We start from the raw sequence: 15,525 nt of genomic DNA, 5'->3' as shown, positions 1-15,525 counted from the left end.
ATAGGGATACTTGCTTGAAGAAATGAATCCTGGAGAGCAATTACGGTTGAGATTTTAGTTCAATCCCTCGCTTTTCATCTATCTGTAGAGTCAATTCTAAAATCTAAAATCTAAAATCTAAAATCTAAAATCTAAAATCTAAAATCTAAAATCGCCCGCCCGTGTACCCAAAGTGATTTTTCAACTGCATCAGGAAACCCGATATGTGCGATAAACTATCTATTTGACCACTCCTAAAAGAGGTTTCCCATAACATGAGTTCCCCAGCCACCGCTGCTTTCTCCGATCTCGATCCGCTATCGACTCACTCGCCAACAGTCACGAGTTTGGCGGCACCAGACACTGCTTTGGTAACGGCAGCTCAACTGCCACAAGAATCTTGGACAATAGAAGATAGTGAGAAACTCTACCGCATTCAAGGTTGGGGCGAACCATATTTTTCGATCAATGCAGCCGGTCACGTTACAGTGTCTCCCAAGGGCGATCGCGGCGGTTCCCTCGACTTGTGCGAACTGGTAGAATCCCTGAAACAGCGAAATTTGGCTTTGCCACTGTTGATTCGCTTTTCTGATATTTTGGAAGACCGGATCGAGCGCTTAAATTCGTGTTTTGCCAGAGCGATCGCTCGGTACAATTACAAAAATGTCTATCGCGGTGTCTTTCCAGTAAAATGCAACCAGCACCGACAATTAATTGAAGATTTGGTGCGTTTTGGTAAACCCCATCACTTCGGACTGGAAGCCGGATCTAAACCGGAATTAATGATAGCTTTGGCGACATTAAAAAGCCCTGGCGCTTTATTAATTTGTAACGGTTACAAAGACCGCGAATACATCGAAACTGCTATTTTGGCGCAGCGGCTAGGGCAAACTTCCGTAATTGTGCTGGAGCAAATAGAGGAAGTAGAACTCGCAATCGCCGCCAGCAAAGCATTAGGAATTAAACCGATTTTGGGAGTGCGAGCAAAACTCACTACCAAAGGTGTTGGCCGCTGGGGAGGTTCTACGGGCGATCGGGCAAAATTTGGCTTGACAATTCCTGAAATTATCCGCGCCGTCGCCGAACTAGAAAAAGTTGGAATGCTCGACTGTTTGCAGTTACTGCACTTCCACATCGGCTCTCAAATTTCCTCAATTAGCGTCATCAAAGACGCCATTCGAGAAGCCAGCCACATTTATGTAGAATTAGCTAAATTGGGAGCTAATATGAACTACTTGGACGTAGGCGGTGGACTCGGCGTTGACTACGACGGGTCTAAAACAAACTTCCACGCTTCCAAAAACTACAATATGCAAAACTACGCTAACGACGTAGTAGCGGGAGTGAAAGATGCCTGCGACGAGCGCAAAATCCCGGTTCCAATTATCATTAGCGAAAGCGGGCGGGCGATCGCTTCTCACCAATCAGTGTTAGTTTTTGACGTACTCGGTACTAGCGATGTCCCTAGAGAAGTACCAGAACCAGTAGATGAAAACGCGCACCAAATTCCGCGCAATCTCTACGAAATTTACCAATCTATCAGTCCCGAAAATTACCAAGAAGTTTATCACGATGCTATCCAATTCAAGGAAGAAGCGGTCAGTTTATTTAACTTAGGCTATTTGGGAATTGCGGAACGGGCGAAAACCGAACAGTTGTACTGGGCTTGCTGCGATAAAATCCAGGCGATCGCGCGGCAAAATGAATACGTATCTGACGATTTGGAAGACTTAGAAAAGGTGATGGCGTCCATTTATTACATCAACTTATCTGTTTTCCAGTCCGTACCGGACAGTTGGGCCATTAACCAATTGTTCCCAATTATGCCAATTAACAGACTCGACGAAGAACCAACTCAACGCGGTATTTTAGCCGATCTCACCTGCGACAGCGACGGTAAAATAGACCAATTCATCGATTTGCGAGATGTGAAGTCGGTTTTGGAACTGCATACTCTCAAACCTGGAGAACCTTACTATTTGGCGCTATTTTTGGGAGGTGCTTATCAAGAAATTATGGGCAACCTTCACAACTTATTCGGTGACGCAAATGCAGTTCACATTCAGCTAACACCTTCTGGCTATCATATCGAACACGTGGTGAAAGGAGACACTATGAAAGAAGTCCTCAGCTATGTACAGTACGATTCAGAAAATTTGGTGGAAAGCATCCGCCGTCAGACAGAAGCAGCTTTGCAGCAAAATAAAATTACTCTTTCCGAGGCCCAGCTTTTGCTGCAAAATTACGAGCGGAGTCTCAGCCAATATACTTATCTTCAGTCTTAAAATGTAGGGTGCAACCTAAGCACATTACCCGAATTGAAAGGTGAGATAATAGCTGTAAAAGTAGGGTGCGCACTGCGCACCTTACCTTGAGTAATTACCAATTAGCAATTAGCAATTAGCAATTATGCACCATGACCGAGAATTTCAGATATCGCCCGCCGCTCTTCTCCGTGTTGAGTCGGCAAAACTTGGCGTGCGTCAGTAATCAGCCAATCGAGAGCCGCCGCTTGCAAATCGATCGCAGCCCCGGTTTTATCAACGCAGTAGCGCCCGAACACCAGTTTGTCCACCAACCGCACCTCCGGGCCCAAACGCGAATACTCAAAAATCACGCTGTTTTCCACAGTAGCGCCACTGCAAAGCCAGCAATTTGGGCCAATCATTGTCGGGCCGACAATTTTTGCTCCATCCTCAATGATCGTCATCCCGCCAATGTAAACAGGCCCAGTAATATCAACTTTATCCCAGTTAACAGCTACATTCAAACCAGCGTAAATGCCGGGGCGCACTTCAATTCCCGGAATCGAAACATTTTTAACTTGTCCCAGCAGCACGCTCTGAATTGCCCGCCAATAGTCAGGAACTTTGCCGATATCCACCCATTCAAAGTCCATCGTAATCCCGTAAAAAGGGGCGCCTTCTGCTACTAGCTTGGGAAATAACTCCGAACCGATATCGTATTCCTGACCCGAAGGGATGTATTTGAATATTTCCGGTTCAAAAATATAAATACCAGTGTTAATGTCGGTACTCAGAGCTTCCTCTACAGAAGGTTTTTCTTGGAAATCTTTAATTTTGCCAGACTCGTCTGTTACCACCACTCCGTAACTGGGAACCTCCTCGCGGGGAACCGATTTCATAACAATAGTAGCGATCGCCCCTTTTTCTCGGTGCCACTTCACAGCAGCAGTCAAGTCCAAGTCAATCAAAGCGTCGCCGCACAGCACCACAAAAGTATCGTCAAAAAACGGCGAGAAGTCCTGAATTCGTTTCATGCCACCAGCCGAACCGATAGCCTCTCCAATCATTTCTCCCTCCTCAATTCGCCCTTCAAAAGAATAGCCAATTTGTACGCCAAACTTTTGACCGTCGCGGAAGTAGTTTTCAATCACGTCTGCCAGGTGGGAAACATTGACCATAATTTGGTCAAATCCGTGCTGGCGGAGCAATTCAACCAAAAACTCCATCACTGGCTTTTGCAGGATGGGAATCATCGGTTTGGGTATTGTCTGAGTAATAGGACGGACGCGAGTGCCTTTACCGGCCGCCAGAATCATCGCTTTCATTATTAACTTCCTCAACCCTCTGTTAACTGATATCAACTGAACAATTAGATGCTAGCGGTTGCGATCGTCGAATCGATCGAGCACAGCAAAATCCTGACCCCGCCCAAAAACGGGTACAAGTTTCCGACGCGAGCGTCCGGGTCGATTTCAAAATTTTAGACGCTAGTTCAAGCTCTCAGATTCAATGCGAAAGTAAATCTAAAATCTAAAATCTAAAATCTAAAATCTAAAATCTAAAATCGACTGACCTCTTTATAGGCGACATCGTACCAGGCTATCAATCATTTATTCCGAATTAACCTGGATTTAAGAAACCAGGTATCGGGAACCAGCAATAACTTCAAACTCCCGCTCTCCGCATTCGGGACTCAGCAACAGAATGCCAGAGAGCGAGATTCTGCCTAGAATCTTAACCGACGCAGTGGCATTGTTATTAGTTTCGCCCGAGAACCTAATACCCTGCAAGCTCAAAGCGCGCGGATTTTGAGGTCTTGGTAAAACTCCTCTTGAAGCAACTCTACTTTAGACTGAGCCGATAGCAGCAACAACGCCCAAAAAATACCCACGCGGTCATGATTTGGCAAGTTAACTTCCCCAGTCGATACCGGGAGTTCTGGGTTGACAGGAGAGTGCAAATCGTTATGATGCCAGAGTTCCAGCAATTTGTCCAAGTCGAGCCAACCCTCGTCTATTTCCGCGCCCCGCTGAGCCAGAAACCGTTCGAGTTCGCTAGCAGTTTCTACGAGATTTTCTTGGTGAGCTAGCTCAAAGATAGCCTGGGCCGCTTGCGATCGCATTTTTGAGGTAGGGCGACGCCGGGGGGTAACTGTCTGCTGTTCCATTGCTGCTTTCATTAGCTGCAACTGCTCAATCAGTTCTGGGAGAGTCACCGGGCGTTTTTGCGGTAGTTGAGCTACACCGCGACGGCGCAATTGCCGCTCTAAGTGCTGCGGCAAGTGTCGCCCGCCTGAGTGCTCTGCGTCTTCTACTGCCGGCTCGTCGGCCGAGTCGGGATTCGCGGGGGGTTCTGAGAGGACGATACTTTCTGCTTTGAGCAAAACCAGCATTGAAGCGTACAAAAACGCTTGGCCGGAGTGGGACAAATCGGAGAAATCCTTACTCTGATCTGCATCGCAGGCGTTCGTAAGCTTGCTCAGACATCGATCAAACACTTCAATTACCTTAACGTCCCAAGGATCAATTTCTCCCCGTTCTGCTAGGTCAATTAAAATTGCGATCCCCTCGGAAATCGTTTCTAAGCCATCTTGGTCTCGGGAAACGGCCATTCGATTTTAGATTTTAGATTTTAGATTTTAGATTTTAGATTTTAGATTTTGCCTCTGGGAAGACGAGAGAGCATATCAAATTAATTGGCGGTTATTTCCGCAGCTTTGGCCTCAATGGCTGCTATTTCTAAACTTATCGGTTCTGCACTTTCTAACAAAGGTTGTTGGCTTTCTACTTCGGCTTTATAGCGTTCAAGATTTTGTTCTAATTCCTGAATCCGCTGCTCTTTTTCGCGAACTTGGCGCATCTCTTGGCGCAACGCGAGGGTTCGCTGCATTCTCGACCACAGACTGAACAGCCACGCTAGTGTTGCCCCTAATCCGGTCGCTACAATTAGTTCTACGCACAGCGGAGCTTTAACTTGGACGCCTTCGATAACTTGAATCGCGACTGACTGTGTATTTTCGATGCTGAAAAATACTAGAGCCAAGCAAATCAGAAAGATGAAGAAGAAATTTAGCGCTCGCATTTTCTCTGTTCCTAATTCTCAATTCCTAATTCTCAATTCAGGTTAAGCAAATTATTGGCCCATCGTCAACCATCTTTAGGCTGATCCTGCCAGTTTTTTTGATAACATCAAATCGGGTCAATTAACCATAATATCCGGGGAGGGGCGGGTTTATTGCAGCTCTGAGAGTTGATTGAAGAGATTGGTTAACCCGCCCCTGCAGGACATATCCTCTTTAGGTTTGGCCGATGTTTTGCGGTTTCTTGCCGATTCCAAGTGCTGGCAATATTTTATATTTCAAAGCAATGCCCGCGGCTACAAATAAGGCAATAATCAGCGCCCCAATTCCTACGGGACTGGGAATCCAGAATATCGCCTCCAAATAGTTAACTTCTCCGGGTTTGAGCTTCCAAACTAACTGTTTTCCTTGCTGATAGCTTTCGGGAACCAGCGCACCGGCGACAGTTTCAATACTTTCGGCGCCCCAAGGCGTGTTCAAGCTAAAGTCTAGCTCCAAAAGTCCCCCCGGACTCAGCAGCAGACTGCCATTAGAAGAAAGCAGTGAAAGAGAGCGCAAATCCAATTCCAAACTCAACCGATTTCGCAGCACCAATAACAAATTATTCTGCTTGACATTCAGGTGAGATTCAAACTTCGGCAAATCTGTTTCTAGCGGACTTGCAACCCGAGATTTTGCGGTTTGTGCGATCGGATTGTAAAATTGGTTGAACTTGTCTTGCAACTCGGCTCCATTATTGAAAGGAATCCTCACTAGAACTTCTGTGGGGGAAAGCCGTTTAGTTTTTCCGTCCAGCAACCTCACCCGGCGTTCTACGCTTTTCAACCATTCTGCAACAGTTTCGCCGCTGAAGCTCGTCAACCTTTCCCCCAGTTTAATGTGCTGCACGATTTCGCCACGAGTTTGACTCTCAAAGTTAACCCCGACATCGTACTGAACGCATCCAGTCACTAGAGTTAAAAGGCAAAAAACCAAAGGTAAAAGAAAGAAAAAGTGCTTTTTCTTCTTCCGAGTTCCATCCTTGACATTTTGCTCTTTCATTGTACCTTTTTCCCTGTTTTTTCCTATTTGCATGAATTAGCAAAGCGTTGAATTGCCGGCACTGTTTCTGTGTTTTTATTTCCACGTCTGGACTTGCGAACCGCATACCCAAAAGCAGGTTTATGAGCTACCGAAGGGCGATTTCACAGAGAATTTGTGGCAGAAACCGGGTTTTTTTGAGGTGAGTGCTAAAATTTTTCTAGCAAAAGAATCAGCGTCACCTGGAATTAACCGCACTGAAATTATTGCCTGGAAGCTACACCCAACTGTTGAAACAGCATACTCGGCAAATATGCCGCACCGCCTACCCATTCGGCTTCGCTACTCAAATCTGCCAAATTTTTAAACGCTTCAAAAATGCTGCCTGCCACCATTGTATTCTTGACGCGACCCACAATTTTGCCTTTTTCTACTTTATAGCCTAAGTCCAAATTGACAGAAAATTCGCCAGCTAACTGATTGGACTGACCGGCACCTAAAACCTGCTCTACTATTAGACCTTCGTCCATGCTAGCAATCAAGTCTTGAGTGGCGGTATTTCCTGGGGAAATGCAAAAGTTAGTCAAATCAGGGCCGGGGCGAGACAATCCGCCACGAAAACCGTTGCCGGTTGATTGTACACCGGCGCGAGCGGCCCACCTGCGATCCCAATAAAATCCGGTGACAGTACCTTTGTCTATCAAGATTTTGCGGGTGGTGGGCGTACCTTCGTCGTCAAAGGGACAAGCAGAAGGGCCTAAAGTGGGGTCTTCAAAAAAGGTAAAGCGTTCGTCAAATAAGGTTTCGCCGATTTTGTCGGCTAGGGGAGAGGCTTTTTGAACTACTGCTTGACCTGAAAGGATGGTATCAAACAAGCCGCCGAGGGTGCTAGCGGCGGCTCTGGGGGTAAATAATACTGGGTAGGAACCGCTGGCGATGGTGGCTGAATGTTCGGCGAGGCGGTATTTTTCGAGGAGTGATTCGAGGATGCTGTTGGTGTCTAGGGGACGATCGCGCGCTACGTCGTAACTGTATGCTTGCATAAAATCTTCTCCCTGTACCAAATTGCCCGCGATCGTACCGCTGACTATTTGGCTGCTTCTTTCGGCATACACGTCTTGCGTCGTGGCAATTTTCACGCGGCCGCTGCGGACGTGGAAGCCCACATCTACCATAATATCGGGATTGTAGGCGTGAACTTGCTCGATCAGGTTTTTGCCGTTTTCGACTAATTCTTGAGTTGTGGGTGGAGTGTAGGTGGTTTCCGGGCCTTTTAGGTGGAAGTTGGAGGCTAGTTCAAATTCTGCGGGGTCGCCGATTTCGGCTGTTTGAATCGCTGCATCTACTAAATCGTCTATCCGCGTTAAATCTGTGGAACTAGCAAAACCGATTTTGCCATTGTAAATCAGCCGGAGTGCTACGCCTTGCAGTGCTTTGGTTTGCAGGGATTTGAGGCGATTGTTTTCAAATTCGATGGGCGTGTCTTGACTCGACAGGTAGTATACCTCAGCCGCATCGGCGCGCTGAGAGGCCAATTTCAAAATCTGGTCTACGGTTGAATCGCTCACAATAATAGCCTTTCTGGTTTGGTCTTTTTTTTATTTTAGCAATTATCGCTATTCAACTTCTGACTCCTGCCTCATGCTCGATAATTAAGCGGTGTATCCGTGTAAAAATCACTTGTGCTGCCTTCCTTATTCCTTCTTCCTAACCTCGGCTACATCCGTTACATCCGTTACATCGGTTAAATAATCCGTTGCCGAACTTCCTTCTCCTCTAATTGTAATTCACACTGTTTAAAAACATAGTTACGGCTGCAAACAGTCGCTCTAAGTCCTGAATCGTATAGAAAATTTTATTGTGAGTAAACATTTCTAATTTGAGCTTGCCAAACTGCTACATTACCCTATTAGAAACACTACCAAAGATAGTTTTTCCCGGTTCATTGTTAAGTCGCTGCACGGCGCTCATTTCTGCCAAACACTGCCCCCATAGTTCATCAAATGCGCTCTCTTTCTTGGATTCAACTAATATGAAATAGGGCTTGTCAAAAACTACTGTGCCGAGGGGTGAGCGCTTCGCCAATATATAATCTGGAATTCCTGACAGATTCTCGTATCAATTCCGGTTGCATCGGAATAGTCACATCCCATCAACAGTCAACAATCACGGATGGATGGTGCAACCGGAATTGATCTAATTCATCTGCGTTAATCTGTGTTTATCTGCCTGTATCTGCGGTTTAAAAAAGAGAATGTATTAACCGCAGATGACAACGGATTGACGCTGATTTACGCAGAGGTCGAGAACAGAGATAGGAATAATGCCGATGCTAACAGATTTGATATCATTATAGACTAAGGTTTAGTGACTCCAGAGGATAACATTACTGCAATAATTTTTCCCAACTTCTTTTAATAGAGGATAAATGATATTTTTACAAATGGCGATTTCCGAGTTGTCAAATACTCCCTCATTGAAAATCAATTCTAATTCATTCCGAAAAACGTCGCTGACTGCAAATTCTGTTTCTACAATAAAATTATCCCGTCGGTAATTAATTGGGAATTCTTTGGTGACAGCGCTGATACCTTTATAATTGCTAAAAGGCATTGCTTAACTTCTCTCAGTAGGGGTCAGGTGCGCCTCGGCGCACCCTAGAGATAGAGTTTGTGCGAATGAAAAAATGATTAATAACTAAGAAATAAGCCACCTAAAATTAGCCCGATCGCAATTAACGCCACCCAAATAAACCTATTATCTTTCGTATTAACCTGACTCAAATCTACGGGTTCTGGTACGGCGGGCTTGGGTTTAGCGTACTTGATATCAGCGTTCGGATTGGCTTGAAAACTGATTGATTGATTTTCATCTAAAGCTGCCAAATCAGGGATTTTCACCATCCATTCAGGAGGTATAGTGAGTTTGGGAGCTTCGAGAATGAACAGCAAGCGCTTTGCTTGCTGGCGGGTTTCTTGGCGGGGATGGCGGGTGAGCTTGCGGCAAAGCTCGATCGCCCTTTCTGTATTGCCAGAGGCTTCGTAGGCTGTCACTAACCACATCTGCACCTCACCGCCCAACCGGGAATTTCGATCGACTAAACCGGTAGCTGTTTCTAAACTCTGCACAGCTTGAGCATACCGGCCACTCTCAAAAGCTACTTGCCCAGCTTGGTACTCAGTTTGAACAATTTCTAACTTTTCTGAAGTCACAAGCACCCACCCAATTCACAAATATTAATTCCCAAATTCCCCAAACGCTAGAATTCGCTGTTGTGTTGCGACATACCCGACTCGTTGTCGCGTTTGGAGCCCAGCAAGTCTAAATGGTCTACCTTAATTACAGGCTTCGAGCGATTTGAACCCGTATTGCGGTCTTGCCAGCGATCGAACTTCAAAGAGCCTGTTACGCCAATTAGAGAGCCTTTGCGAACGTAGTCAGCAGCAATCTGCGCTGTTTTGCCCCAGATTTCCAGATTGAACCAGTCTGGTTGATCGCTGTTCTTAGTTCTGCGGTTCACTGCCAGCGTCAAACTACACTTAACTGTACCCGACTCAAAATACTTCACGTCCGGGTCGCCGCCGACGCGGCCTACTAAAGTCACAACATTAAGACTCATAAACTTTTTTGGGAATGTGGTCGATCGGTGATGTAGTTAAACAGTCCACACGCGCATTAGCCTCCAAACTGAACTTGGAACAACGCTTGTGAGGCTTCATCCTGATTGTACATCGAGTTAGGAGAACATATTGATGGTGGATGATTGGCAAGTCTGCGCTCAACCTGAGCTCGACAATGTACATTTCTGACTAGACTCAGGATGAAAAACGTAATAGAATCCACCTCGGTTACACTTTTGTAACAACATTATTGCACACAATAGTATTTTAGTTTTTGGGGGGGGTACGAATCAGTGGGTCTTCTCAATCGATTTTCGTTATCTAGAGATATGGGTATCGACCTCGGTACTGCTAACACGCTCGTTTATGTATCGGGCCAAGGTATTGTTCTGCAGGAACCTTCTGTAGTGGCGATCGACCAAGATTTAAAAATACCGCTGGCTGTTGGAGAAGAAGCAAAAAAAATGCTCGGCCGCACGCCAGGGAATGTCATAGCACTGCGCCCGCTTCGCGACGGGGTAATTGCAGACTTCGATACGGCAGAACTCATGCTGAAGACTTTTATCCGCAGGGTTCACGAAGGCCGAAGCTTAGTTTCGCCACGGATAATTATTGGCATCCCCAGTGGTGTCACCGGAGTCGAGAGGCGTGCTGTCATTGAGGCGGCGACTCAGGCTGGTGCTAGAGAAGTACGGTTAATTGATGAACCCATCGCTGCGGCGATCGGGGCTGGACTGCCTGTTGCTGAGGCGACTGGCAATATGATTATAGATATAGGTGGAGGTACGACGGAAGTTGCGGTTTTGAGTTTGCAAGGTACGGTGATCAGTGAGTCTGTGCGGGTAGCCGGCGACGAACTCAATGAGGCGATCGTCCAATACATGAAAAAAGTTCACAATTTGGTTATCGGCGAACGCACTGCTGAAGAAATAAAGATTCAGGTTGGTTCTGCATATCCAACTCCAGAGGATGACGATGTAATGATGGAAGTGCGGGGCTTGCACTTACTGTCTGGTTTGCCACGAACTGTTACTATCAAAGGCCCAGAAATTCGCGAAAGTATGTCGGAACCGCTTTCAGTAATTGTGGAAGCTGTCAAGCGTACTTTGGAACGCACCCCCCCGGAATTAGCAGCAGATATTATTGACAGGGGAATTATGCTGGCTGGTGGTGGCGCGCTGATGAAAGGTTTAGATACTCTGATCAGTCACGAAACAGGAATTGTCACTCACGTGGCAGCCGATCCTCTGTGCTGCGTGGTTCTGGGAACTGGTAGGGTATTGGAAAACAAACAGTTGGAACGGGTTTTCAGCGGGCAGTCGTCGCGTAATATGTAGTTAACAAATTTGGGATTGTGGATTTAGAAATACGGCTGCAATCTCAAATCTAAAATCCTGACTTAACAATTTTAGATTAGTGAAATTATGCTAAAAAATACATTCCGAAAGTGGTGGGATCTGCGACTGCCAATTGCTCTTTTAGGTTTAGCTGTAACGGCCGCTTGGGGAGTTCGGCAAACACAAGGTGAGGCAGTATTTGAAGTCTACAATTGGGTGACTCGTCCGTTTCATGCCAACGGCTCTGGGCAAGAGGAACTCATCTCTGCGCGGACTCAAGAATTGCAAGCGCAGGTATTAGAATTAGAAAATCAAAATCAGAAGCTAAAAGAGCTTTTAGGTTACGTTTCGGGTAAGAAACCTCAAGGAATTGTAGCTCCTATTGTCGGTCGCAGCGCAGACCACTGGTGGCAGCAAGTAACCTTGGGGCGCGGCAGTAAGGATGGCATCAAAACAGATTTTACTGTCATGGGCCCCGGCGGTTTGGTAGGCAGGGTTGTCAGCGTTACTCCTAATACTAGCTTGGTGCTGTTAGTCAGCGACGCTACGAGTCAATTGGGTGTGGGAATTACCCGCAGTCGCCACATGGGTTTTATGCGCGGGAAAGGCGGAAATCAGGCGGTGATGGAGTTTTTTGATAATGTTCCCAATGTCAAGCCTGGGGATGTGGTTTCAACTTCTTCTTTCAGTCAGTTGTTCCCTCCTGGTTTGCCGGTGGGAAAAGTGGTTTCGGTGGATATGAATAAAACTCCGGCTCCCGAAGCTGTTGTTGAGTTCTCTGCACCGATGAATTCTCTGGAGTGGGCGGTGGTTTACCCCCACTCTAAGCAAGCCGAACCGAAGGAGTCGGAGAGTCAATCTTCAGCAGCATCTGAGGGAGCACAGCAACAATGAAAGCTTTATCTCGGATGTCTTCGCGATCGCGCCCATTTCTCAACTTCGCAGTTACATTTCTATCTGTGATGCTGTGCATACTGATATTGCCCACTCGGATGCCGGGAATGGAATTGCTGGGAATTGGACCCAACTGGCTGTTAATTTGGTTGGTAGCTTGGAGTATTAAGCGGAAACGTACAGTTTGGGGAGCTGCTAGCATGGGCTTGGTTTTGGGGTTTCTTCAAGATGCGATGACGGCTCCTCATCCCACCCATGCTGTCAGTCTAGTTGTTGTAGGAGTCCTAACAGTTGTTTTGCAGAAAACCTGGTCGATTCCGGTAGATATTGTTGAGAGAGATCCGATTCCGATCGCGCTAATTGTGTTTGGGATGGCGGTGGTAGCGGAAACGGTGATGGGGCTGCAATTTTTTTCTATGGGCGATCGGGCTTTACTGGAAATTTGGAGCTATCACCAGCGAGTGGCTTTGTGTTCTGCTATTCTTAGCAGTCTTTGGGCTCCGGTAATTTATTTTCCGCTCAATCGCTTGTGGGAAATGACCAAAAATGTAGAAAAGCCTTAGTCATTAGTCATTAGTCATTAGTCATCAGTCATCAGTCATTCGTTAACAGTTAACAGTCAACAGTCAACAGTCAACAGTCAACAGTCAACAGTTAACTGTAGTCATTCTACTATTACTTGTTGAGCCGAACCTAATAAGTGATGAACGGCAATAATCAAATCGCTGAGAATGAAATTAGGCTGGTGCTTTTGGAGTTGATAGCGGCTGCGAATTCCGCAGGTAACGGCAATTGTAGGTATTCCCAATGCTTTTCCTGCGAGGATGTCTGCTTCTGTATCTCCAATCATCCAAGCCGAACCCAGGGATGACTCAAATTCTTCTGCCACTTCAGCCAACAATTCAGTTTTTAAGGCTGTATAGTTGTGATAGGCGGCATCCGCCATCTGAGTTCCGCGAATGCTGGTAAACAGTCTGGCTAAACCGTAATTTTGTAACAGTTGAACGGCTTGATTTCTCGGTCGCAGGGTGACTAAAATCAGTCGCACGCCGCGGGAGTGCAGAAGTCCGATCGCCCATTGCACTCCCGGCTGGATGCGATCTAAGTGCAACAAGTCTGGCTGATTGACAATCTGACTCACGCATCCGAGAAAAACGTGAATTTCTTCTCCCGACAAGCCGGAACTTTTGGCTATTTCAGCATCGGGGACTCGGTTTTGCTTCATCTGCCAAAACTGCTGTTTGCTGAGGATTTGAAGGTTGAGGTTGATTCCCCTAGCAAGATAAGCTGCTTGAGCGTCGGCCAATCCCTGTTGATAGGTGGCATAGTAGCGATCGGACACATCGACTATGGGCCCATCTAAATCGCAAAATACCGTCATCCGGGGGGACGACTCAGCCTCTGAGGGTAGCTGGTACTGAAGGTTTTCGGAGTTTTGGGCGACAGCAGTTAACATAAAACGTTAAGTAAATCAATGGAGCTATACATTTCTTGACTGTAGCAAAAAATGTATAAGTTATAATACATAAATTTTAATGATTTTATTAAAAAAACCTATTAATTTTTTGATAATGGGGTTCAATAAGGGCGATCGGGCCTCTGCGTCCATAACTTGAAGGGAAAAAGTGATTTTTGTGGCTGTTAATATGTGCTTTAGCCATTAAAGTTTAGAATTAAGTTTTTAGTCTTTTGTAATTTACCCATGCTCAAACAAAGCGATTTTGTTAGGAATTCGGACACTAATCGAGTAGAGGTGCTGTCCGAAGCACTGCCTTACATTCAACACTTTGCCGGTCGCACCATTGTGGTCAAATATGGCGGTGCAGCGATGAAAGATAGCAATCTCAAAGACAAGGTGGTTCGGGATATTGTGCTGCTAGCTTGCGTGGGGATGCGTCCGGTTGTGGTTCACGGCGGCGGCCCGGAAATTAATATTTGGCTGGAAAAATTGGGGATTGAGCCGCAATTTAAGGATGGTTTGCGGGTGACTGATGCGGCGACAATGGAAGTTGTAGAAATGGTTTTGGTGGGGAAAGTAAATAAGGAAATTGTTTCGTTAATCAACCAAGCTGGCGGCAAAGCAGTGGGATTGTGTGGCAAGGATGCCAATCTGATTCAAGCTCGTCCAGATGGCCGGGAAGGAATTGGATTTGTTGGTGAAGTCAGCGGCGTGAAAATCCAGATTTTGGAGTCTTTGGTGAACAGCGGTTATATTCCGGTGGTGTCGAGCGTGGCGGCGGATGAAAAAGGTCAATCTTACAACATTAATGCTGACACGGTGGCTGGAGAAATTGCGGCTGGTTTGGGAGCGGAAAAGTTGATTTTGATGACTGATACGGCGGGAATTTTGGAGGATTATCACAAGCCAGAGAGTCTGATTGCTAAGTTAGATATTCAGGAAGCGAGACAGTTGGTTGAGTCGGGAGTTGTGTCTGGGGGGATGATTCCGAAAGTTAATTGTTGTGTGCGGAGTTTGGCTCAGGGTGTGAATGGTGCTCACATTATTGACGGTCGAATTCCTCATGCTTTGCTGCAAGAAATATTTACGGATGCGGGGATTGGGTCGATGATTGTGGCTTCTGAGTTTAGCAGCGCGAAGTTAAGACCTAAGTAAAGTGTAAATCCTAGCGTGGGGAGGGCGGGTGCGTGAAAGGGCTAAACTCGCTGCGATCGCGTATATCCTAACTAAACCTGCCCCTAAAAACCTTGAGAAGGTACTTCTGGGGAATGACTTCAACTAATTCTAACCGTTGTTGGATTTCAGCTTTTGTTAAACTATGATCAAACACTTTAGAGTTTTGGATTCTGTTGCGATTCTCAAGCCGATTTCAAATACGCGATTAGCGCTAGTGGAACCCGAATACGCATCTATTTCTAGTTTGCCAGTTGGACTTGTGGGAACTATTATTGAAGTGTATGATACGGAAAAGGAATGTCAGTATTTAGTGGAGTTTGCTGATAGTCAAGGGAGTGAATATGCTCAGGGTAAGAGCATCTCAATCATGCTTGACAAAAGCACTTGAGAATTTGCATCATATAGTCATTGTTCATCGCGGCCCGTTTGATTTTTTGTCGCAGACTACGCTTGAGAGTTGTTTCCTGGTTGACCGCATTCAGCGCCAGCCGTCTTACCAGAGCGAAGTTCTGAGGACTGTTGAGAGAACGAATGCGGGATTTATCTTCATTAAAAGTCACATCTAAACTCCAATGAACTTGGTTTTCAATCCCCCAATGTTGACGAATAGCACGACCATTTAGCTGAGCATCTACTGGTAAAGAACTTAAGTAAAATTGTACCTCGTGAGTGATTTTGTTCCACAGATGACGCACTCTTTCGACGATAACAATAG

16 protein-coding genes are annotated in these 15,525 nt (G+C 46.1%); 6 read left to right on the top strand and 10 right to left on the bottom strand.

The window, feature by feature from the left end; all coding sequences use genetic code 11:
* Positions 1 to 254 precede the first annotated feature (254 nt).
* Positions 255 to 2,264: a biosynthetic arginine decarboxylase gene (speA, locus tag QUB44_RS01520; protein WP_333362236.1), complete on the top strand. Its 2,010-nt coding sequence runs from the start codon at positions 255 to 257 to the stop codon at positions 2,262 to 2,264.
* Between the two features lie 122 nt (positions 2,265 to 2,386).
* Here the strand turns inward: speA and QUB44_RS01515 are convergent, their stop codons facing one another.
* The 8 genes from QUB44_RS01515 to QUB44_RS01480 all read right to left on the bottom strand — a co-directional run bounded on the left by QUB44_RS01515 (position 2,387) and on the right by QUB44_RS01480 (position 9,943).
* Positions 2,387 to 3,550 carry an NDP-sugar synthase gene (locus tag QUB44_RS01515; protein WP_333362233.1) on the bottom strand — a complete coding sequence of 388 codons (1,164 nt, stop codon included), beginning with the start codon at positions 3,548 to 3,550 and terminating at the stop codon, positions 2,387 to 2,389.
* A 467-nt stretch (positions 3,551 to 4,017) separates the two neighbouring features.
* Complete coding sequence (locus QUB44_RS01510) at positions 4,018 to 4,836, bottom strand: segregation/condensation protein A (protein WP_333362230.1); 819 nt, start codon at positions 4,834 to 4,836, stop codon at positions 4,018 to 4,020.
* A gap of 80 nt (positions 4,837 to 4,916) precedes the next feature.
* Entirely contained in the window at positions 4,917 to 5,306 is a 390-nt protein-coding gene (locus tag QUB44_RS01505) for a LapA family protein (protein WP_333362227.1), read from the bottom strand.
* Positions 5,307 to 5,520: 214 nt separating this feature from the next.
* Positions 5,521 to 6,345: a DUF3153 domain-containing protein gene (locus tag QUB44_RS01500; RefSeq protein ID WP_333362224.1), complete on the bottom strand. Its 825-nt coding sequence runs from the start codon at positions 6,343 to 6,345 to the stop codon at positions 5,521 to 5,523.
* A 242-nt stretch (positions 6,346 to 6,587) separates the two neighbouring features.
* Positions 6,588 to 7,892 carry a TldD/PmbA family protein gene (locus tag QUB44_RS01495; protein ID WP_333362221.1) on the bottom strand — a complete coding sequence of 435 codons (1,305 nt, stop codon included), beginning with the start codon at positions 7,890 to 7,892 and terminating at the stop codon, positions 6,588 to 6,590.
* Between the two features lie 796 nt (positions 7,893 to 8,688).
* Positions 8,689 to 8,937, bottom strand: coding sequence for a hypothetical protein (locus QUB44_RS01490; RefSeq protein ID WP_333362218.1), 249 nt, complete (start codon positions 8,935 to 8,937; stop codon positions 8,689 to 8,691).
* 77 nt (positions 8,938 to 9,014) lie between these two features.
* The gene (locus tag QUB44_RS01485; protein WP_333243477.1) at positions 9,015 to 9,536 is read right to left on the bottom strand and encodes a tetratricopeptide repeat protein; all 522 of its coding nucleotides are present in this window, start codon (positions 9,534 to 9,536) and stop codon (positions 9,015 to 9,017) included.
* Between the two features lie 47 nt (positions 9,537 to 9,583).
* Positions 9,584 to 9,943, bottom strand: a complete 360-nt coding sequence (locus QUB44_RS01480) for a single-stranded DNA-binding protein (RefSeq protein ID WP_190663675.1) — start codon at positions 9,941 to 9,943, stop codon at positions 9,584 to 9,586.
* Positions 9,944 to 10,273: 330 nt separating this feature from the next.
* Here QUB44_RS01480 and QUB44_RS01475 point away from each other — a divergent pair, with 330 nt between their 5' ends.
* The 3 genes from QUB44_RS01475 to mreD all read left to right on the top strand — a co-directional run bounded on the left by QUB44_RS01475 (position 10,274) and on the right by mreD (position 12,738).
* A complete protein-coding gene (locus QUB44_RS01475) occupies positions 10,274 to 11,281 on the top strand; it encodes a rod shape-determining protein (RefSeq protein ID WP_015174156.1) in 1,008 nt (335 codons plus the stop codon).
* Between the two features lie 87 nt (positions 11,282 to 11,368).
* Positions 11,369 to 12,175 (top strand): rod shape-determining protein MreC, encoded by an 807-nt coding sequence (gene mreC, locus QUB44_RS01470; RefSeq protein WP_333362215.1) that lies wholly within the window; start codon positions 11,369 to 11,371, stop codon positions 12,173 to 12,175.
* Positions 12,172 to 12,738: a rod shape-determining protein MreD gene (gene mreD / locus QUB44_RS01465; RefSeq protein ID WP_333362213.1), complete on the top strand. Its 567-nt coding sequence runs from the start codon at positions 12,172 to 12,174 to the stop codon at positions 12,736 to 12,738. The genes mreC and mreD overlap by 4 nt, the downstream gene beginning before the upstream one ends.
* A gap of 101 nt (positions 12,739 to 12,839) precedes the next feature.
* On the opposite strand, the gene QUB44_RS01460 is transcribed toward mreD, so the two are convergent.
* Complete coding sequence (locus tag QUB44_RS01460; RefSeq protein ID WP_333362210.1) at positions 12,840 to 13,631, bottom strand: HAD family hydrolase; 792 nt, start codon at positions 13,629 to 13,631, stop codon at positions 12,840 to 12,842.
* Positions 13,632 to 13,877: 246 nt separating this feature from the next.
* Between QUB44_RS01460 and argB the strand changes: the two genes are divergently transcribed.
* A complete protein-coding gene (gene argB / locus QUB44_RS01455) occupies positions 13,878 to 14,789 on the top strand; it encodes an acetylglutamate kinase (protein ID WP_333362207.1) in 912 nt (303 codons plus the stop codon).
* 163 nt (positions 14,790 to 14,952) lie between these two features.
* On the top strand, positions 14,953 to 15,198 hold the full coding sequence (locus tag QUB44_RS01450; RefSeq protein WP_333362206.1) for a DUF4926 domain-containing protein: 246 nt from the start codon (positions 14,953 to 14,955) through the stop codon (positions 15,196 to 15,198).
* On the opposite strand, the gene QUB44_RS01445 is transcribed toward QUB44_RS01450, so the two are convergent.
* Positions 15,176 to 15,525 (bottom strand): ISAs1 family transposase (locus QUB44_RS01445; RefSeq protein WP_333362204.1); only part of this gene is annotated, 350 nt, incomplete at its 5' end. The two genes, QUB44_RS01450 and QUB44_RS01445, sit on opposite strands and share 23 nt — an antisense overlap.

The sequence above is a fragment of the Microcoleus sp. AT3-D2 genome (assembly GCF_036705715.1).
Taxonomy (GTDB): Bacteria; Cyanobacteriota; Cyanobacteriia; order Cyanobacteriales; family Microcoleaceae; genus Microcoleus.
This window is presented reverse-complemented; position numbering and strand designations above follow the sequence as displayed.